Source organism: Jejudonia soesokkakensis, assembly GCF_042664795.1.
In the GTDB taxonomy this organism is placed as follows: domain Bacteria; phylum Bacteroidota; class Bacteroidia; order Flavobacteriales; family Flavobacteriaceae; genus Jejudonia; species Jejudonia soesokkakensis.
In genome coordinates, this window is the sequence record NZ_JBHTBN010000002.1 from 309744 (window position 1) to 328565 (window position 18822).

An 18822-nucleotide genomic window follows, 5' to 3' on the forward strand; every position below is an offset into this window, starting at 1 on the left:
CTCGTATTTCTAATTTAAAGAACTCCTTTTGTACTTGGCAATACCATCTTTTCAGTATCCCGTTTCACCGCCATCTTGATCGCTTTTGCAAACGCTTTAAATATAGCTTCAATCTTATGGTGTTCGTTTGTGCCTTCTGCTTTAATATTCAGATTTGCTTTGGCACCATCTGTAAAGCTTTTAAAGAAATGGAAAAACATTTCGGTAGGCATTTGCCCAATCATTTCGCGTTTAAATTCTGCTTCCCACACCAACCAGTTTCGACCGCCAAAATCAATCGCGGCCTGTGCCAGACAATCATCCATGGGCAAACAAAAGCCATAGCGTTCCATACCTAGTTTATTTCCTAGAGCTTTTTGAAAGACTTCTCCTAGCGCAATGGCGGTATCTTCAATGGTATGGTGTTCATCTACTTCCAGATCACCTTTTACCTGTATTTCCAGATCCATTTGACCATGACGGGCCAACTGATCCAACATGTGGTCAAAAAAAGCAATTCCCGTATCGATGGTGCTCTTTCCAGTGCCATCTAGATTTAATTTGATAGCAATGTCTGTTTCATTAGTTTTTCTGCGTATGTCACTGGTCCTGTCTTTCAGCTTTAAAAACTCATAGATCTGCTGCCAGTCATTGGTCTCTTTTGCAATATAAGTGTCCAGCTCTTCTCTCTTTACTGTAATTTCTGAAGTGCCTAAATTAGTATCATCATTGATAAAAATTCCTTTAGCTCCTAGATTTTTAGCGAGTTCCATATCGGTAAGTCGATCGCCTATCACAAAACTATTTTTGAGATCATAAGCTTCAGAAAAATAATCGGTCAATAAACCTGTTCCAGGTTTCCTAGTATTTGTATTTTCATGTGGAAAAGTTCGATCCAGAAATACTTTGTCAAAAACGACCCCTTCATTTTCAAAAGAGGTTAGTATAAAATTGTGTACCGGCCAGAACGTTTCTTCGGGAAATAATTCGGTTCCCAATCCATCCTGATTGGTAATCATCACCAGCTCGTAATCCAACTCCGAAGCAATTTTACCTAAATAAGTAAATGCTTTTGGATAAAAGATCATTTTTTCGAAAGCATCGATCTGCTCGTCTACGGTTTCTTTAATAATCGTTCCGTCTCTGTCTATAAATAATACTTTTTTCATAGGGTTAAATTATCTTTTGTAGTGATTTGATTAATTTTTTATTTTCTGCGGAAGTACCAATTGTCAATCGCAAGGTGTTTTCGCATAAAGGCTGATTGCTTCGGTTTCGTACAACAATCCCTTGTTTAAGTAGTTGGGTATATCTTTTTGTTGCGTCATCGACTTTTACCAATATAAAATTAGCTTCGGAAGGATAGATTTTTTCTATAAATGGGATTTCAAGTAATTGTTTAGATACGCTCGTTTTTTCTTCTAAGATATGTTCTACTTCGTTTGAAACATCTTCAATATTCACTAATCTTTCAAAAGCGCGTTGCTGCGTTAATTCGTTAATATTATAGGGTGGCTTGATTTTATTCAAAAGTGCAATTATCTCTTCTGAAGCATAACATATTCCTAATCTAATTCCTGCCATACCATATGCTTTTGAGAGTGTCTGAGTAATAACGAGATTGTGGTATTTTTTTAATTTGTTTAACCAACTGTCCGTTTCAGAAAAATCGATGTATGCTTCATCGATTACAACCAAGCCATTAAATTCTTCTAACAATCGAAGTATTGATGCTTCAGAAAAAGTATTTCCTGTAGGGTTATTTGGTGAACATAGAAACAACAACTTTGATTTCTCATCCTGAATTTTCAGAATTTCTAAAACCTTAGGTTCAAAATTAGTGCTCAGTAACACCTCTCTATTCTCAATTGCATTAATATCTGCCAGCACCTTATACATTCCATAGGTTGGCGGCAAGGTGATTACATTATCTACATTAGGTTCACAAAAGGCTCTAAACAAAAGATCTAACACTTCATCACTTCCGTTTCCTAGAAGAATTTTTGATGCTGTTATTCCTTTCTGAGCGGCTAATAATGACTTGACATCGCGTTGTTGCGGGTCTGGATATCGATTTACATCGGTCGAAAACGGATTTTCATTCGCATCGAGAAATACCATATCCAATTCAAAATCTGTAAATTCGTCTCGAGCACTACTGTAGGGTTGTAATTGAGCGATACTTGTTCGTGCTAAATTATGTACTTCATTTTTTTTCATAAGTATTACCTGCGAAAGCAGGGCCTTTTTAACATTTAGTCAATTTTCTTTAAGCGAAGTGTTACAGCATTTTTATGGGCCTGTAATCCTTCTGCTTCAGCCATAATTTCAATCGCTGTACCTATCTTTTTAATTCCTTCTTTTGATATTTTCTGAAAGGTCATACTTTTCATAAAACTGTCGAGATTTACACCACTGTATTGCTTTGCATAACCGTTTGTTGGTAATGTATGGTTTGTTCCTGAAGCGTAATCCCCGGCACTTTCAGGTGTGTAATTTCCAATAAATACAGAACCAGCATTCTGAATATTTTCTATAAAAAAGTGTTCATTTTTGGAGACAACAATAAAGTGTTCTGGGGCATATTGATTTATCAATTGTAATGCTATTTCTTCTGAAGCTACCAAGAGTAACTTTGAGTTTTTAATGGCTTCTGAAGCAATTTCTTTCCGCGGTAATTGTTCTAGTTGAGCAGCAACTTCGCTTTCAACCTCATTAAGTAGTTTTATAGAGGTCGTCACCAAGATCACCTGACTATCAGTTCCATGTTCTGCCTGACTCAACAAATCGCTTGCTACAAAGGCTGCATTTGCAGTATCATCACCAAAGACTAGCAATTCGCTGGGGCCAGCAGGCATATCAATAGCCACACCATAATTAGTTGCCAATTGCTTGGCAACGGTCACAAACTGGTTTCCTGGACCAAAAATCTTATATACTTGTGGAATAGTTGAAGTTCCAAATGTCATCGCTGCAATCGCTTGAATCCCTCCTACTTTATAAATCTTGGAAACCCCGCAAAGCCTTGCTGTATATAAGATGGCAGGATGAATATTTCCGTTTTTATCAGGTGGAGAACACAACACGATTTCCTTACACCCTGCTAATTGTGCTGGCACAGCCAACATCAAAATAGTAGAAAATAAAGGTGCCGAGCCGCCAGGAATGTACAACCCAACTTTTTGAATGGGTCTTTTTTCTTGCCAGCATTGCACACCTGGCATGGTTTCGATTGAAATCGTTTCCGTTTTTTGAGCGGTATGAAATTTCTCAATATTTCTCTTTGCAAGTGCAATTGAGTCTGCTAATTCTTTTGAAACTGAGGCCGAATTGTATTCAGCTTCAGAAACCTGAAGCGTATCAAGGGTCATTCCATCAAATAGATTGGTATATTTTTTAACCGCAGCATCTCCTTTTTTAGCTACTTCAGAAAAAATCTCTTTCACCGTCGCTTCAATGTCGGAAACTGTTTGAGTGGGACGATTTAAAATTTCTGTCCAGGTAGAACTTTCAGGATATTGTATCTTTTTCATTTTATTATTTTCAGATTATAATACCATTTTCTCAATAGGACATACCAGAATGCCTTCGGCGCCAGCTTCTTTAAGCTTATCGATAATGTCCCAGAATTCCTCCTGATCGATCACCGAGTGGATACTACTCCACCCTTCTTGAGCTAATGGTAAAATTGTGGGGCTTTTCATACCAGGGAGAATAGTAGTGATCTGCTCTAATTTTTCATTAGGCGCATTAAGTAAGACATATTTGGAGTCTCTTCCCTTTAAAACAGACTGTATTCTAAAACGTAATTTTTCAAGGATGGTATTTCTTTCCGAAGAGATTGTTGGCGAAACAGCCAATACTGCTTCACTTTTCATCATTACTTCTACTTCTTTCAGGTTGTTTTTAAATAGGGTGCTACCACTACTCACAATATCACAAATGGCATCTGCAAGCCCTATGTTAGGCGCTATTTCAACACTTCCATTAATAATATGCAAGTCGGCAGAAATACCTTTTGAAGCCAAATAATTTTTTGTGGTTTCAGGATACGAAGTCGCAATACGTTTCCCATTTAGGTCGTTAATCGTAGTGTATTTTTCAGATTTAGGGATAGCCAATGAAACTCTGCATTTTGAAAAACCCAATTTTTCTGCAATACTAATTCCGTTTCCTTTTTCTACCAGAACATTTTCTCCAATGATGGCACAATCTACTACGCCATCTTTTAAATACTGCGGAATGTCCCCATTTCTCAAATAATAAATTTCCATTGGAAAATTTTTGGCTTCGGCTTTTAATTGATCACGCCCATTATCGATAGAAATCCCACAATCTTTAAGAAGTCCTAAGGAGTCTTCGTTTAATCTTCCAGATTTCTGTACTGCAATTTTTAATTTCATTTGTGGTTTTAAATTTTAAAAAGTATTTTCTTTATTTGGTTTTCGTTTTGGTCTAAATACAAAAAACCCGCTTGATTGCTCAAACGGGTTTAAAATATATGGTGTAAATTACATCAATATCCTTTTACCTCGCAGGAGCGTGGAAAAAAATATGGTGGTGATGTAAAATAGTTCTGTTCATAATTGAGCTTCAAATGTACTACAAAAAATGTTTACTACTCTGTTTAAAACATATTAAATAAATGTTAAGTAAAACAAACTATTTTATTTAGATTTGATAGAATAGAGCAGCTTATAATTAACAAAAACATTTAGAGGCATTTAGAGTCACAATGAAGCATTTTTTAATTTCTTTTTTAGTATTCATTGTATGGGCATTTTTTGGATTGTGGATTTATTCTGTGTTACAGTCTGAAAATTCTTTGGCTAAAACTTCCATCACAGCTTCAGAAAATGCACTGAATGAAAAAAAATATGACTCTCTCCCTTTGTATGAATCTAAAGTAGACACTGATACAATTACTACAAAAATTAGCACGACAGATAACTCCCTCGCAGCTACTACTGCCAAAGGATTTACAGCAACTTTAAAGAACGGCGAAACTCTTTTTTCTTTTAAGGAAGGGATTCAAATTAAAAAGGATTCAAAATTGATAACTATTCCGCCATCAAATGCGAACTATTTACCTTTTGTAAAACAATATCTGGAGATGAACGCCGATAAACAAGTTGAAATAATATCGCTTTATTCCCCTTCGGAAAGTTTTGAAACTCCTAATCATGGGTATCAGCGGGGAAACATGCTAAAAAATCTTATGATTAAAGGTGGTATTCCTTCTGAACGGATTTCAGTAAAGTCAAGTATCAAAGATATTTCTTTTTCTCCTGAAGGTGTTGCAGACAATGGAATTCAGCTTCAGTTTAAAGATTATGATCCCAGTGCGGCTGTTTTGGATAAAGAGGCTATACCCGAAAACATTACAGTGTATCCACGATATTCTGGGAATCAGGTATTGGTAAATCAGCGATTAAAAGATCTAACCACAAACGTTCAGCAGCTTATGAATTTAGATCCCGATCTAAAACTAACTGTTATAGGTCATACAGGGAATGGTGGTAATGCAAATGATAATTATGACATTGCGTTAGCACATGCTAGACAGGTACGTTGGTATTTAGTAGAAAAAGGTGGAATAGACAGAAACAGAATCCAAGCAATATCTGAAGGTGAAGCCAAGGGAATCTATTCTAATAATACAGAGCGCGGCCGTAGATTGAATCAGCGGATTGAAATAAAATTCAGAAAATAAATGGAAAGTCTAACCAACTTCATAGAAAATATTGAACAATACCTAGGGATTGCGCTACTTATGTTTAGCACTTTCCTAGTAGGGTATTTTTTAGCATATCGTTTTGCAGAAGGAAAAAGCGAAAAACTGATCAAACGATTAAAAAAGGAAGTAAATACACTTCAGAGTAAAAGATCGGTAAGTGATATAGAAACCATTTTTACAGAAATAAAACCAAAAATTGTAGAAGTTGTAAAACAGCAAGCACAGGAGAATGAACATAAAGAAACTGTTTCAGAAAAAGAAATAAAACCACCTTCTATCCCAGAGAAAGCTCGTACTACTTATATAACCTACAATGCAACTTCACAACAGGAAGATACAGAAGAAAATGAATTAGACTTCGATAGTTTTGGTTATGCAGATAGTGATACTAAGGATGATCTTACTCAAATTCATGGAATTGGACCATATATTGAACGCAAACTAAATGAAATTGGGATATATAATTATGACCAGATTAGTAGATTAAAACCCCATGATATCATCGTAATTACCGAATTGATCGATTTCTTCCCAGGGCGTATTGAACGTGATAATTGGGTAGCACAGGCAGAAAGTCTTAAAGTATTTTAAAAACAACTAAGTATGAAACTGGCAACCCTAGACTGGATTCTTATTCTATCCTTTTTTGCGCTCTTTTTATTGATAGGAATCATTGTTGCCCGAAGATCTGGAAAAAACACACAAGAGTTTTTTCTTTCAGGTCGAAATATGCCTTGGTGGCTTTTGGGTATTTCTATGGTGGCTACCACTTTTTCTGCAGACACACCCAATCTTGTTACAGACATTGTACGACAAAATGGAATCTCAGGAAACTGGGTTTGGTGGACCTTTTTAATCACAGGAATGCTCACTGTTTTTGTGTATGCAAAATTATGGCGACGCTCTAAGGTGCTTACCGATTTGCAATTTTATGAATTACGGTATAGCGGTAAAGAAGCTGCATTTCTAAGAGGGTTTAGAGCCTTATATTTAGGAGTTTTTTTTAATGTGATGATCATGGCTTCGGTCTGTCTAGCAGCCATTAAGATTGGTGGCATCATGTTCGGGTTAGCTCCTTGGGAGTGTGTGTTATATGCTTCAATTATTACCGTAGCTTATAGTTCATTAGGAGGGTTGCGAGGAGTCATTTTTACAGATTTTCTTCAATTTATCATTGCGATGATTGGATCTGTTTGGGCAGCATATTATATAGTATCGATGCCAGAAATTGGCGGATTAGAAAACTTACTGGCGCACGAAAATGTTTCAGATAAATTAAATTTTTTACCCGATTTTAATGATACTAAATCACTATTGGTTTTATTAATCATTCCTATTGCTGTACAATGGTGGAGCGTTTGGTATCCTGGTGCTGAGCCAGGTGGTGGTGGGTACATTGCTCAGCGAATGCTGAGTGCTAAAGATGAAAAAAATGCAATTGGCGCTACCCTACTATTTAATGTGGCACACTATGCGCTGCGACCTTGGCCATGGATTATTATTGCATTGGCTTCTTTAGTGTTGTACCCGCAATTATCTGATATCGGGAATGAGTTTCCAAATGCAGTGCTAGGACATGATCTTGGCTATCCAGCGATGCTTACTAATCTTCCGGCAGGATTGTTAGGTCTAGTAGTTGCTTCCTTGATTGCAGCATTTATGAGTACTATTTCTACTCATTTAAACTGGGGCTCGTCTTATATCTCATTAGATTTCTATAAACGTTTTGTAAAGCCTGAAGCTTCAGAAAAAGAATTGGTTTCTATTGGACGTATCTCAACCATTGTATTAATGGCATTCTCTGCGTTACTCGCCTTAGCATTAAGTAGTGCGTTAAGTACGTTTGCCATTTTATTGCAGATAGGTGCAGGTACTGGATTAATATTTATACTAAGATGGTTTTGGTGGCGTGTCAATGCGTATAGTGAAATTACAGGAATGATCGTCTCCTTCATTGTGGCACTGTTCTTTGAATTTACAAATTTAGGGTTAGAAGACTATGAGAAACTTATCTACGGAGTTGCCATTACTACCATAAGCTGGCTCGCAGTCACCTTTTTGACTAGACCAACAGAGACAAAGACTTTGGCTAATTTTTACAATTCTGTAACTCCCTACGGAAAAGGCTGGAGTACCTTCAAAAAAGTTGCACAAGAACATCATATTTCTCTAAAGAAAACCCATGATCGCTTTACCATTGACTTTGCATCGATGTTACTTGGGATTGTATTTGTGTATTCATCTTTATTTGCCACAGGCTATGTAATCTACGGAAATATTCTTGGTGCTGTAGTTTTAATTACTATAGCTATACTTTCAGCAGTTGTGATATTTATTTTGTGGGATAAAAAGAAGGCATAAAAAAAATCGCTCTTTTAAAAGAACGATTTTTACTTTTTAAGCTAGATTACTATTTAATTATTTCCCAGAATAAGAGGCATTCCAGATTCTCCAGAGCCAATAACAATTACTTTAGTATTAGGTGATTCTGAAAGTTTGATAGTGGCATCTATTCCTTTATCTTGAAGTATTTTATCAGTTAAAGAAGCGCTTAAAATTCTGTTTGATTCGGCTTTTCCTTCCGCTTCAATAATCACTTTTTCTGCTTCTTTTGATGCCGTTACTAATCTAAATTCATACTCTAATGATTCTTGTTCCTGCTTCAGTTTACGTTCAATAGCATCTTTAATAGTTCTTGGCAGCGTCACATCACGTACGAGTACTTCATTTAATTGCACATATTGCTTATCTAGGATCTTTTTGGTTTCAGCAAAAATTTCATCCTGTATTACATCACGCTTGCTACTATACAATTGCTCTGGTGTATATCGCCCTACCACACTTCTGGCAGCACTACGAATGGCTGGCTGAATGACTCTACCTAGGTAATTCTCTCCCAACGATTGGTGTAAATTTCCCAGATCTGAATAAACTGGCTCATACCAAGCTGAAGCATCGATCTGAATTTCTAATCCGTTGGAGGATAGTACTTTCATTTGTTCGAATAATTCCTGCTGGCGTACTTCGTACACAAATACATCGTTCCAGGGTGCAATTAAATGAAATCCTTCTCCTAATGGCGCTTCATCTGTGACAACTCCCCCGCTAAAAGTTTTGTATAAAACGCCTGCTTCACCAGATGAGATAGTTACGGCAGATTTTGCCAGTACGATAATTAAAATGATTGCAACAACTATGACGGGAATTGCAATTTTTGGTAATTTTTCCATGATAATTTTAGTTTAAGTTATATAAGTCCGTTGTATTTTCTAATAAACCACTCGGCAGCCAATGCTGCAACAATGATTGCTAACAAGTATTTCCAGTCGATTAATGGAACAATTTTTTGTTCACTTTTTTGAATAGATTGATAATTTGTGTCTGATAATAAGGTACGAATAAGTTCTGGATATTCTGATAAAAAGTAGGACTTTCCACCGCTATTAGTCGCAAGCCTACGAAGTTTTGTTACATTGGCATTTCCAAACTGTTGTTCAACATTATAATCAAGAATAGTAAAGCTTCCGCTACGTGACACATTTTCATTGGCTACTGAAACTGTATATCTGTATTCACCTGCATTTAATGAGTTTAAGTCTACTTCGTAAAAATTATCTTTCAGCAATAAAGGAAAAACTATTCGCTCATTGGTTTCCTCATTACTAATTGTAATATTTATAGATGCTCGAGGATCAAAAACAAAATTCTGATCAAAATACTGTGCAGAAAGACGGATTTGATTGTTATTATAGTAAAAAGTCTCGCTACTTACTTCCAACCTGCTTCTTCGCTTATTTGAAGCCAGATATTGTATTAGCTTTCCAGTAAATTCATCAAATTTCTCAAAACTTTTCGTGTCTCTATAGGATTGTGCACGCCATTTCCAAATTCCTTCTCCGTCCCAAATAGCATCGCGTTTTCCATTTAACTCACTCGTGGCAAGCATTGGGCTTCCGCTATCAAACCCATCTATGTTTTGCTGTAATAAAGTCTCATGAGGAACGGTGATTTCGAGCGCACCAAAATTAGTTTGTAAGGGCGGAAAGTCATCAAATCCGATATCCTCCACCGCAAACGTTCCATAATTCGAATTTATAGTAGCTGAAGCGTCTTCTGTTTGATTGGTCACATCTTTTCTAAAACTTTCCTGTACTGAATTTAAAAAACTCCAATCGGTACTCGCACCTCCAAAAGTAAGTGTGTTCTTTTTTAGCTTATCTATTTCTGAAAATACTGCGGCAAAACTTCGGTCTGGCTGAAACAAAACAATTAACTGATAGTCATTTAAAACCGAAACGGCTTCAGTTGGCTTTTTAACCGTATATGTGCGTTGCTCATTAGAAGTAATAGATTTTTTTAAAGCACCTAGATCCGGATGAATAATGTTACTCACAACGAGCACATTGGTCGCCTGGTCAATCACTTCCACAGCAAAACGTTTGCTATTATTTACTGTGTTTTTTTCATCTTCAATAGGTAAAATTTGCGCTGTATATTGCTGCAATCCAACGCTAGAAGCAGGCAATGTTAGTGAAATAGTTTTTGTATTGTCTGTTTCTGAAAGGGTTACTGTTTCACGAAAAACAGTGTTCGCTCCCTGCTGAATTAAAAATTGTGATGAGATACTTCCAGTACCGTTATACACAACAATAGCTTCCACCGGAAACTTATTTTTTAAGAACGCATATCTGTTGGAATTTAGCTGCTCAATTTTAAGATCAGTATATTGTATCGAATCACCAACTATAAGCGGATAGATCGCATTTTTATTTGCTACAGAAGAAAATTCGTAATCGCTTCCTAATGTTTGATTTCCATCTGTGACTAAAACTGTTGGTGCAAGTTCACTCCTGAATAATTTATCGGTTTGTGAAAGTGCATAGGCAATATTGGTGTTTTTTTCAGTGAATGACAATGAATCTAGCGCTCCAAAATCACTTCCGAAGCTAAAGAAATTAACGTCAAATTTTTCATTGAGATCTTCATTCTCTTTAAGTGCCTGTGCTAATGATTGTACATTATCGTTTCCTCTTAATTCTGCAATGGAGCTTGAATTATCGAGCAGGATAGGAAGCTTAGGTTTTTCAACAGTGTACGTATTGCTTTTAAATTTTGGGTTTATGATAAGTACTAAAATTGAAAACAAAGTTATAAATCGAAGTGCTCCAAAAACCCACCTTAAATTACCTGTATAGCGTGTTTTATATCCATACATAAAAATAGCTACTGCCAGAGAAACAAAGGCGGCAATACATATATAAAGTATAGTTTCTGCGGTCATTAAGTCGTTACGAAGTCAAAATTTATTGAATGGTTTATGTTAACATTCCACCATCAACGTGTAGCGTTTGTCCGGTCACATAAGAAGACAAATCACTTGCAAGAAAGACACATGCATTGGCAATATCTTCGGGAGTCCCTCCTCTTTTTAACGGGATTGCATTTCTCCATGATGCTACGGTGGCTTCGTCTAGTTTACCTGTCATTTCAGTTTCTATAAAACCAGGTGCAATCGCATTACAACGAATATCGCGGGAACCTAATTCTAATGCAACAGATTTTGTAAAGCCAATGATTCCGGCCTTAGAAGCAGCATAATTAGTCTGACCCGCATTTCCCTTCACTCCTACTACAGAGCTCATATTAATAATTGAACCCTTGCGTTGTTTTAACATAGGTTTCATTACTGCCTTGGTCATATTAAAAACCGATTTTAAGTTCACTTCCACCACCTTATCAAAATCTTCTTCGCCCATTCGCATTAAAAGATTGTCTTTTGTAATCCCGGCATTATTTATGACAACATCGATACTCCCAAAATCTTCCAGAACATCTTTTGCCAGTTGTTGTGCCTGTTCATAATCTGCAGCATCACTTTGGTATGCTTTTGCTTTAACTCCCTGTTTAGAAACTTCATCTGCTAATGCATTAGCAGCCTCTGAAGAAGAATTATAGGTAAACGCTACATTAGCCCCATGTTGTGCAAACACTTCAACAATTCCTTTTCCAATACCTCGGCTTCCGCCAGTAATAATCACTGTTTTATCTTGTAATAATTTCATAATAATGCCCGCTAAGGCGGGAAATTTTAGTTGAACAAATGAATTACATCTCAAATTTGACCAAATTGAGATTCATTCAAATATAAAAAAAGCCCTGCTATTTACAGGGCTTATCTTTTAATTTCTTCGGAAGGATTTATCCTAAAACTTCGGCTACTTTTTTTCCTATTTCGGCAGGTGAGTCAACTACATGAATTCCGCAATCACGCATGATCTTTTTCTTAGCCTGTGCGGTATCGTCACTTCCTCCAACAATCGCTCCTGCATGACCCATAGTGCGTCCTGCTGGTGCGGTTTCTCCTGCGATAAAACCGATGATAGGTTTTTTACTTCCACTATTCTTATACCAATTAGCAGCATCTGCTTCTAGTTGCCCGCCAATCTCACCAATCATTACAACAGCATCTGTCTCATCATCATTGATTAAGAGCTCTACGGCTTCTTTAGTAGTTGTTCCAATTATTGGATCACCCCCAATACCAATTGCTGTGGTAATTCCTAATCCTTGCTTTACTACCTGATCTGCAGCTTCATATGTAAGTGTTCCAGATTTTGAAACAACACCTACTCGTCCTTTTTTAAATACAAATCCTGGCATGATGCCTACTTTTGCTTCCCCTGGAGTAATGACACCCGGACAGTTAGGGCCTACCAAACGACAATCTTTATCTTTAATATAGTCTGCAGCTTTAATCATATCTGCTACGGGAATACCTTCAGTAATGGTAATAATCACTTTAATTCCTGCATTTGCAGCCTCCATAATGGCATCTGCAGCAAATGCTGGCGGCACAAAAATAATTGTAACATCAGCTCCAGTTTTCTCAACAGCTTCAGCAACCGTATTAAAAACGGGTTTGTCTAAATGTGACTGTCCGCCTTTACCTGGGGTCACCCCTCCTACAACATTGGTTCCGTATTCAATCATTTGTCCGGCGTGAAAAGTACCTTCACTCCCTGTAAAACCCTGTACAATTATCTTTGAATCCTTGTTTACTAAAACGCTCATGGAATTATTCTATATTTTATTAAAATTTATTTGCTGATTTTGTGGTGCAAAAGTAAGTGTTTTGCTTCGGTTACTAAAGAAATTTAGACTTTAACCTTGTGATATGATTTATTGGTATCATCTATAGACATAACTGGCTGACTTATTTGATGCCCTCTAATAAATTTTCCATCTTTGACTTCCCAGATACAGATAAAATGTGCAATACCGAGTTCTTCATCAGGGTTTTCTATGGTGTGTACATAATACTTATATCGTATTGTCACAAAATTACCATCTTCTAATATATGGCTCACTTCTGCTCTAATATCATAATAAGTCCTTCTAATTTCTTCAAAGAATACATTTAAATCATCATAGTGAAGTATTGATAACCCTTCTGTACTATTCCATATAAGTTCAATATCCTTATGGAAATAACTCTCTAAAATTGACTCGTCTTTTAATATTGCTGAAAGATAAAACTCCTTTACAACGTCTTTTGCACTTTTACTCATTATAATTTATCTAATTTTTCTATTATATCCGGAATCAAACGAATGGATGCCAGCTCTTTATATTTTTTCCTGAAATCATCTGCAGGAGTTCCAAAGTAGGATTTATGCCCTTGAAGTGATTTACTTACACCACTCTGAGCCGAAATTACAGCTTTTTCTCCAATTGTCACCCCACTTGTAATACCAACTTGTCCCCAAATGGTTACAAAATCCTCTATAAGAACACAACCTGCAATACCAACTTGTGAAGCAATTAAACATCTTTTACCAATAATTGTATCATGGCCTACATGCACTTGGTTATCAAGTTTGGAGCCCTCACCTATCGTTGTAGATGCAGTTACTCCTTTGTCTATCGTGCATAGCGCTCCTATATCCACATTATCGTGTACCACTACATTTCCAGCACTTAGAAGTTTATCATACTTTTCTGGTCTGTTTTTGTAATAAAAAGCATCTGCCCCTAAGACAGTTCCAGCATGAATAGTGACTCCGTTTCCAATTTTCGTGTTATCATAAATACTAACATTAGAATGGATGATACATTCATCACCAATCGTTACGTTATTGCCAATAAAAACGTTGGGCTGTATGACTGTATGCTTACCTATTACTGCAGAATCTGCTATTACTGCTCTGGCAGCAATAAAGGGATTAAAATGATTGGTCAACTTATTAAAGTCTCTAAAAGGATCATCTGAAATTAATAGCGCTTTACCTTCTGGACATTCTACTTCTTTATTTATAAGCACGATAGTTGCTGCAGATTGCAATGCCTTATCATAATACTTAGGGTGATCTACAAAGACAATATCACCTGGTTGCACTACATGAATTTCATTCATTCCAAGGACAGGAAAATAAGCATCTCCTTTGAAATCACAGTCTAAAATTTCCGCGATTTGTTGTAGGTTTTGTGGGGTGGAAAATTTCATACGTTAAATCTACCGTTTTTTTCCATAAATAATAACCCGAGCGAACAAAAAATGTAGGAAAGGAACTTTAGATAGCATAACATCTAACGAATATCCAAGTTTGTTAATCCAGTTATCATAGTTTTTATCCCCATAAATCTTTAACGCGATAAAGCCAGTGAATACGCTAAAAAAGTCGAAAAAATGATGTTGAAAAGTAAACTTTTCTCTAATAAGTTTAAAGTCTGAGGCTACCAAGGCATGTTCATCTGGAGTACGTTCTTTTGGATGCAACTTTCTGTAAATCTTATAGATAGGATTCATGTTTAGGGGCTCCGTAAACATAATAACACCTTCAGGTCTTAACACTCGATGGATGTGCCCAATAGATTTTTCTATATCGAGATGATGCAAAATAGCGCCTCCATAAACCGCATCAAAGCTCTCATCTGCAAAAGAGAGCTCGTTGGCGTCCATGAGATGAAATTCAGTTTTGAATGCTACTTCGGAAGCATTTTTACTGCCTTCATTAAGCTGTCCTTGAGAAATATTGATACAAGTGAGTTTCTTCGGATTTGCTTTTCCTTTAATCCACTGCAGCCAGGAATGAGATCCAATTTCAAGAACTTCTTTATCCTCAAACGTTGCTACAATTGATTGAATGATCTTAGCTTCCCGTTGATAAGAATAGAAAAAGGCATGCCGACGTAGCTTTTTGATCTTGGTGCGATCTAGTTTTCCTTCGTCCCAGTATTCTGCTTCAGTTTTTGCAATTTCGGCGTTGGTCTTTTTCATTAAAGACAGTTATTCTTTAATCCGTTCTTGGTATTGTCCTTTTTCGGTATCAATTCTAATTTTATCGCCTTCATTAATAAATAAAGGAACATTCACTTCGGCTCCTGTTTCCATAACAGCAGGCTTTGTTGCATTTGTTGCTGTATTCCCTTTGACTCCAGGTTCTGTAGATGTTACTTTCAAAATAACATGTGCTGGCATCTCTACGGAAAGTGGAGTGTTATTTTCAGTATTTATAAGGACCGTTACAACCTCTCCCTCTTTCATTAATTCTGGTGTGTCTAAAGCCTCTTTAAGAAGTCTTATTTGAGTATAATCTTCGGTATTCATAAAATGATACCACTCTCCTTCGTTATACAAAAACTGAAACTTATGGGTTTCAACACGAACATCATCTATTTTATGACCTGCAGAAAATGTATTGTCAATTACTTTTCCCGTAGTGACGCTTTTTAGCTTCGTTCTTACAAATGCAGGCCCTTTACCAGGTTTCACGTGTAAAAACTCAATTATTTTATAAATATCATTGTTATAATGAATGCACAATCCTTTTCGTATGTCTGAACTTGTTGCCATAGTGTTGTCCAGATGAAACCACCTGGATTATTTAAATTAGTTAATTATTGCTGAAGTATCCTTTCATGATACCTCGCTTTGAATTTTTTATAAACTGCAGAATTTCATCACGCTCTGGAGTGGCCTCCATTTCTGCTTCTATGATCTCTGCAGCTTGAGTATTATTATAATTTTTTTGATATAATATCCTGAATATATTCTGAATCTCTCTAATTTTTTCTGGAGTAAAACCTCTTCTTCGCAATCCAATTGAATTTATCCCTACATATGATAAAGGTTCACGAGCGGCTTTCACATAAGGAGGAACGTCTTTTCTAACCAAAGAACCTCCCGTAACAAACGCATGATTACCAATCATACAAAATTGATGTACCGCTGTCATTCCTGCCAACACTACATAATCTCCAACAGTTATGTGTCCTGCTAATGTACTATTGTTAGAAAAAATACAGTGATCGCCTACAATACAATCGTGTGCAATATGACAATACGCCATGATCCAACAATTTTTACCAATAACGGTTTTTCCTTTGTCTGCCGTCCCTCTGTTTATAGTTACATACTCTCTAATAGTAGTCCCGTCACCAATTTCGGCAGTGGTTTCTTCATCATTAAACTTAAGATCCTGAGGAATAGCAGATATTACAGCACCAGGAAAAATATTACAATTCTTTCCAATACGAGCACCTTCCATAATCGTAACATTTGAACCAATCCAAGTTCCTTCACCAATCACAACATTACTATGAATGGTTGTGAAAGGCTCTATTACTACATTTTTAGCAATTTTAGCGCCCGGATGGACGTAAGCAAGTGGCTGATTCATTTATACGTTTTTAGTTTTTACAATTTGAGCCATAAGCTCCGCTTCAGTAACCAATTTATTATTGGCGTATGCTTTTCCTTCCATATGCACTATCCCTCGTCGAATAGGAGTAATTAGTTTTAGATCGAAAAATAGCGTGTCACCAGGATTAACCTGTTGCTTAAACTTTACATTATCGATCTTCATAAAAAATGTTAGATAGTTTTCGGGATCTGGAACAGTACTTAAGGCTAAAATACCTCCTGCCTGAGCCATTGCTTCTACGATAAGAACACCAGGCATTACTGGTGCACCAGGAAAGTGACCAACAAAAAACGGCTCGTTCATGGTAACATTTTTTAAGCCTACTACATGCGAGTCGCTTAATTCTAATATTTTATCTACTAACAAGAATGGAGGTCTATGTGGTAGCATCTCCATTATAGCATTTACATCCTTTACAGGAGTTGCAGTGGCATCAAACTGCGGAATTTTATTCCGACTTTCCAGCTTTATTTGCTTCGAAAGTTTCTTTGCAAATTGAGTATTTACAAAGTGTCCAGGCTTGTTGGCGATAACTTTTCCGCGAATGCGGGTTCCAATCAAAGCTAAATCTCCTATTACATCTAATAACTTGTGTCTCGCAGCTTCATTAGGGTAATGTAAGGTCAGGTTATCCAGAATTCCGTTTGGTTTTACTGAAATTTCATCCTTTCCAAAAGCTACTCTCAGCTTATCCATCGTAGCTGCTGAAAGTTCTTTATCTACATATACAATCGCATTATTTAAATCACCACCTTTAATAAGACCATGTTCCAATAACATTTCAATTTCATGCAAAAAACTGAAGGTTCTTGCATCTGCGATGTTATTTTTAAATTCTGAAAGTGAATCAATTGATGCATTTTGGGTACCTAACACTTTGGTGCCAAAATCTACCATTGTAGTGACTTGATAAGTTTCACTTGGCAATATGGTTATTTCACTCCCAGAAGCTTCATCTTTATAGGTAATGACTTCTTTAACAATATATTCTTTGCGTTCTGCTTCCTGTTCGGTAATTCCTGCCTTCTCAATAGCTTCTACAAAAAACTTAGAAGAACCATCCATTATTGGAGGTTCTGAAGCATTTAATTCGATAAGGCAATTATCAACTTCCATTCCAACCAGCGCTGCTAAAACATGCTCTGAGGTCTGAATTTTAACACCGTCTTTTTCAAGATTAGTTCCACGTTGTGTATTGACCACATAATTTGCATCTGCCTCAATTATAGGAGTATCTTCCAAGTCTACTCTCTTAAACGCATACCCATGATTTTCTGGTGCAGGTTTAAATACAATCGTAACTTCCTTACCTGTATGTAGTCCTACGCCTGTTAAAGAGACATCTTTTGCTAAGGTGCGCTGTTTACAAATGCTTTCACTCATTCTTATTATTTTTTTCAAAGGTATTAAATCGGTTTATAATCTTTGGCAAGTTCTTAAAATGAACATAACTCTTATTATAATCTGAATATCCAATTGCTGGAGATCCCTGTAATGCTTCCCCATCCTTTACATTTCTACCTATTCCGCTTTGCGCCTGTATACGCACTTTATTCCCAATGGTTAGATGACCCGCAATACCAACCTGGCCACCAATCATACAGTTCTCACCAATTTTAGAAGAACCAGCAATTCCTGTCTGTGCAGCAATCACCGTATTTTTACCTATTTCAACATTATGCGCAATCTGTATTTGATTGTCAAGCTTTACTCCCTTTCTAATAATCGTAGAACCTAAGGTAGCTCTATCGATTGTTGTTGCTGCACCAATATCAACGTAGTCTTCAATAATAACATTTCCGGTTTGTGGTACTTTACTAAACTCCCCTTTTTCATTAGGTGTAAACCCAAAACCATCTGCTCCTATAATTACTCCGCTATTGATAACACAGTTATTTCCAATGACAGTTTCAGAATAAATTTTAGCCCCAGCGAAAACAACAACATTATCTCCAATAGTAACATTATCACCTATATATACATTAGGATATATTTTTGCGTTAGCACCAATCTTAACATTTTCTCCCAGATAAGTAAAAGCACCTAAATAAATCGTTTCTCCATAGGATGCACTTTCAGAAATAAAAACAGGTTGTTCGATTCCTGTTTTATTCATTTTCACCTGATTATAATATTCAAGTAATTTTGAAAAAGCCTCATACGCATTTTCAACACGAATAAGGGTAGTCGTAATTGGATTTTCAGCAGTAAAATCGCTATTTACAATAGTTATTGATGCTTTGGTATTGTAGATATAATGGGTGTATTTTGGGTTGGCAAGAAAAGTTAAACTACCTTTTGTACCTTCTTCAATTTTTGCAAGTTTTGAAACCGCTACTGTTTCATCCCCGTCCACTTCACCTTCTAATATACCTGCGATTTGGGCTGCTGTAAATTTCATTT

General features: G+C 36.5%; 18 protein-coding genes. 3 read left to right on the forward strand and 15 right to left on the reverse strand.

Features of this window, described 5'->3' with window-relative positions:
* Positions 1-14: 14 nt before the first annotated feature.
* Genes hisB through hisG form a run of 4 tightly spaced genes read right to left on the reverse strand, consistent with a single transcriptional unit; the run spans position 15 to position 4382 of the window.
* On the reverse strand, positions 15-1148 hold the full coding sequence (gene hisB / locus ACFQO1_RS06065) for a bifunctional histidinol-phosphatase/imidazoleglycerol-phosphate dehydratase HisB (RefSeq protein ID WP_380217090.1): 1134 nt from the start codon (positions 1146-1148) through the stop codon (positions 15-17).
* Between the two features lie 4 nt (positions 1149-1152).
* The gene (gene hisC, locus ACFQO1_RS06070) at positions 1153-2199 is read right to left on the reverse strand and encodes a histidinol-phosphate transaminase (protein ID WP_380217091.1); all 1047 of its coding nucleotides are present in this window, start codon (positions 2197-2199) and stop codon (positions 1153-1155) included.
* Positions 2200-2234: 35 nt separating this feature from the next.
* Positions 2235-3512: a histidinol dehydrogenase gene (hisD, locus tag ACFQO1_RS06075; protein WP_380217092.1), complete on the reverse strand. Its 1278-nt coding sequence runs from the start codon at positions 3510-3512 to the stop codon at positions 2235-2237.
* A 15-nt stretch (positions 3513-3527) separates the two neighbouring features.
* Entirely contained in the window at positions 3528-4382 is an 855-nt protein-coding gene (hisG, locus tag ACFQO1_RS06080) for an ATP phosphoribosyltransferase (protein WP_380217093.1), read from the reverse strand.
* Positions 4383-4714: 332 nt separating this feature from the next.
* Here hisG and ACFQO1_RS06085 point away from each other — a divergent pair, with 332 nt between their 5' ends.
* Genes ACFQO1_RS06085 through ACFQO1_RS06095 form a run of 3 tightly spaced genes read left to right on the forward strand, consistent with a single transcriptional unit; the run spans position 4715 to position 8077 of the window.
* The gene (locus ACFQO1_RS06085; protein ID WP_380217094.1) at positions 4715-5692 is read left to right on the forward strand and encodes an OmpA family protein; all 978 of its coding nucleotides are present in this window, start codon (positions 4715-4717) and stop codon (positions 5690-5692) included.
* Positions 5693-6307 carry a hypothetical protein gene (locus ACFQO1_RS06090; RefSeq protein WP_380217095.1) on the forward strand — a complete coding sequence of 205 codons (615 nt, stop codon included), beginning with the start codon at positions 5693-5695 and terminating at the stop codon, positions 6305-6307.
* A 12-nt stretch (positions 6308-6319) separates the two neighbouring features.
* Positions 6320-8077, forward strand: a complete 1758-nt coding sequence (locus ACFQO1_RS06095) for a sodium:solute symporter family protein (protein WP_380217096.1) — start codon at positions 6320-6322, stop codon at positions 8075-8077.
* Between the two features lie 53 nt (positions 8078-8130).
* Here the strand turns inward: ACFQO1_RS06095 and ACFQO1_RS06100 are convergent, their stop codons facing one another.
* From ACFQO1_RS06100 to lpxD, 11 genes are all read right to left on the reverse strand, one after another.
* The gene (locus tag ACFQO1_RS06100; RefSeq protein WP_380217097.1) at positions 8131-8946 is read right to left on the reverse strand and encodes a prohibitin family protein; all 816 of its coding nucleotides are present in this window, start codon (positions 8944-8946) and stop codon (positions 8131-8133) included.
* 17 nt (positions 8947-8963) lie between these two features.
* The gene (locus tag ACFQO1_RS06105) at positions 8964-10997 is read right to left on the reverse strand and encodes a VWA domain-containing protein (RefSeq protein ID WP_380217098.1); all 2034 of its coding nucleotides are present in this window, start codon (positions 10995-10997) and stop codon (positions 8964-8966) included.
* 34 nt (positions 10998-11031) lie between these two features.
* Positions 11032-11778, reverse strand: a complete 747-nt coding sequence (gene fabG / locus ACFQO1_RS06110; protein WP_380217099.1) for a 3-oxoacyl-[acyl-carrier-protein] reductase — start codon at positions 11776-11778, stop codon at positions 11032-11034.
* A gap of 136 nt (positions 11779-11914) precedes the next feature.
* On the reverse strand, positions 11915-12787 hold the full coding sequence (sucD, locus tag ACFQO1_RS06115) for a succinate--CoA ligase subunit alpha (protein WP_380217100.1): 873 nt from the start codon (positions 12785-12787) through the stop codon (positions 11915-11917).
* A gap of 83 nt (positions 12788-12870) precedes the next feature.
* Positions 12871-13284 (reverse strand): nuclear transport factor 2 family protein, encoded by a 414-nt coding sequence (locus ACFQO1_RS06120; RefSeq protein ID WP_380217101.1) that lies wholly within the window; start codon positions 13282-13284, stop codon positions 12871-12873.
* Positions 13284-14219 (reverse strand): UDP-3-O-(3-hydroxymyristoyl)glucosamine N-acyltransferase, encoded by a 936-nt coding sequence (locus tag ACFQO1_RS06125; RefSeq protein WP_380217102.1) that lies wholly within the window; start codon positions 14217-14219, stop codon positions 13284-13286. Before ACFQO1_RS06125 ends, ACFQO1_RS06120 begins: the two co-directional genes overlap by 1 nt.
* 9 nt (positions 14220-14228) lie before the next feature.
* The gene (locus ACFQO1_RS06130) at positions 14229-14993 is read right to left on the reverse strand and encodes a class I SAM-dependent methyltransferase (RefSeq protein ID WP_380217103.1); all 765 of its coding nucleotides are present in this window, start codon (positions 14991-14993) and stop codon (positions 14229-14231) included.
* Between the two features lie 9 nt (positions 14994-15002).
* Positions 15003-15569: an elongation factor P gene (gene efp, locus ACFQO1_RS06135; RefSeq protein WP_380217104.1), complete on the reverse strand. Its 567-nt coding sequence runs from the start codon at positions 15567-15569 to the stop codon at positions 15003-15005.
* Positions 15570-15609: 40 nt separating this feature from the next.
* Positions 15610-16395 carry an acyl-ACP--UDP-N-acetylglucosamine O-acyltransferase gene (gene lpxA / locus ACFQO1_RS06140; RefSeq protein WP_380217105.1) on the reverse strand — a complete coding sequence of 262 codons (786 nt, stop codon included), beginning with the start codon at positions 16393-16395 and terminating at the stop codon, positions 15610-15612.
* Positions 16396-17802: a bifunctional UDP-3-O-[3-hydroxymyristoyl] N-acetylglucosamine deacetylase/3-hydroxyacyl-ACP dehydratase gene (locus ACFQO1_RS06145; protein ID WP_380217106.1), complete on the reverse strand. Its 1407-nt coding sequence runs from the start codon at positions 17800-17802 to the stop codon at positions 16396-16398.
* A complete protein-coding gene (lpxD, locus tag ACFQO1_RS06150; RefSeq protein WP_380217107.1) occupies positions 17795-18820 on the reverse strand; it encodes a UDP-3-O-(3-hydroxymyristoyl)glucosamine N-acyltransferase in 1026 nt (341 codons plus the stop codon). Before lpxD ends, ACFQO1_RS06145 begins: the two co-directional genes overlap by 8 nt.
* Between the last annotated feature and the right edge of the window lie 2 nt (positions 18821-18822).

What these genes read in the sequence shown, in the direction of transcription:
- hisB (WP_380217090.1), bottom strand. Translation starts at nt 1,148, where the DNA reads ATGAAAAAAGTATTATTTATAGACAGAGACGGAACGATTATTAAAGAA.
- hisC (WP_380217091.1), bottom strand. Translation starts at nt 2,199, where the DNA reads ATGAAAAAAAATGAAGTACATAATTTAGCACGAACAAGTATCGCTCAA.
- hisD (WP_380217092.1), bottom strand. Translation starts at nt 3,512, where the DNA reads ATGAAAAAGATACAATATCCTGAAAGTTCTACCTGGACAGAAATTTTA.
- hisG (WP_380217093.1), bottom strand. Translation starts at nt 4,382, where the DNA reads ATGAAATTAAAAATTGCAGTACAGAAATCTGGAAGATTAAACGAAGAC.
- ACFQO1_RS06085 (WP_380217094.1), top strand. Translation starts at nt 4,715, where the DNA reads ATGAAGCATTTTTTAATTTCTTTTTTAGTATTCATTGTATGGGCATTT.
- ACFQO1_RS06090 (WP_380217095.1), top strand. Translation starts at nt 5,693, where the DNA reads ATGGAAAGTCTAACCAACTTCATAGAAAATATTGAACAATACCTAGGG.
- ACFQO1_RS06095 (WP_380217096.1), top strand. Translation starts at nt 6,320, where the DNA reads ATGAAACTGGCAACCCTAGACTGGATTCTTATTCTATCCTTTTTTGCG.
- ACFQO1_RS06100 (WP_380217097.1), bottom strand. Translation starts at nt 8,946, where the DNA reads ATGGAAAAATTACCAAAAATTGCAATTCCCGTCATAGTTGTTGCAATC.
- ACFQO1_RS06105 (WP_380217098.1), bottom strand. Translation starts at nt 10,997, where the DNA reads ATGACCGCAGAAACTATACTTTATATATGTATTGCCGCCTTTGTTTCT.
- fabG (WP_380217099.1), bottom strand. Translation starts at nt 11,778, where the DNA reads ATGAAATTATTACAAGATAAAACAGTGATTATTACTGGCGGAAGCCGA.
- sucD (WP_380217100.1), bottom strand. Translation starts at nt 12,787, where the DNA reads ATGAGCGTTTTAGTAAACAAGGATTCAAAGATAATTGTACAGGGTTTT.
- ACFQO1_RS06120 (WP_380217101.1), bottom strand. Translation starts at nt 13,284, where the DNA reads ATGAGTAAAAGTGCAAAAGACGTTGTAAAGGAGTTTTATCTTTCAGCA.
- ACFQO1_RS06125 (WP_380217102.1), bottom strand. Translation starts at nt 14,219, where the DNA reads ATGAAATTTTCCACCCCACAAAACCTACAACAAATCGCGGAAATTTTA.
- ACFQO1_RS06130 (WP_380217103.1), bottom strand. Translation starts at nt 14,993, where the DNA reads ATGAAAAAGACCAACGCCGAAATTGCAAAAACTGAAGCAGAATACTGG.
- efp (WP_380217104.1), bottom strand. Translation starts at nt 15,569, where the DNA reads ATGGCAACAAGTTCAGACATACGAAAAGGATTGTGCATTCATTATAAC.
- lpxA (WP_380217105.1), bottom strand. Translation starts at nt 16,395, where the DNA reads ATGAATCAGCCACTTGCTTACGTCCATCCGGGCGCTAAAATTGCTAAA.
- ACFQO1_RS06145 (WP_380217106.1), bottom strand. Translation starts at nt 17,802, where the DNA reads ATGAGTGAAAGCATTTGTAAACAGCGCACCTTAGCAAAAGATGTCTCT.
- lpxD (WP_380217107.1), bottom strand. Translation starts at nt 18,820, where the DNA reads ATGAAATTTACAGCAGCCCAAATCGCAGGTATATTAGAAGGTGAAGTG.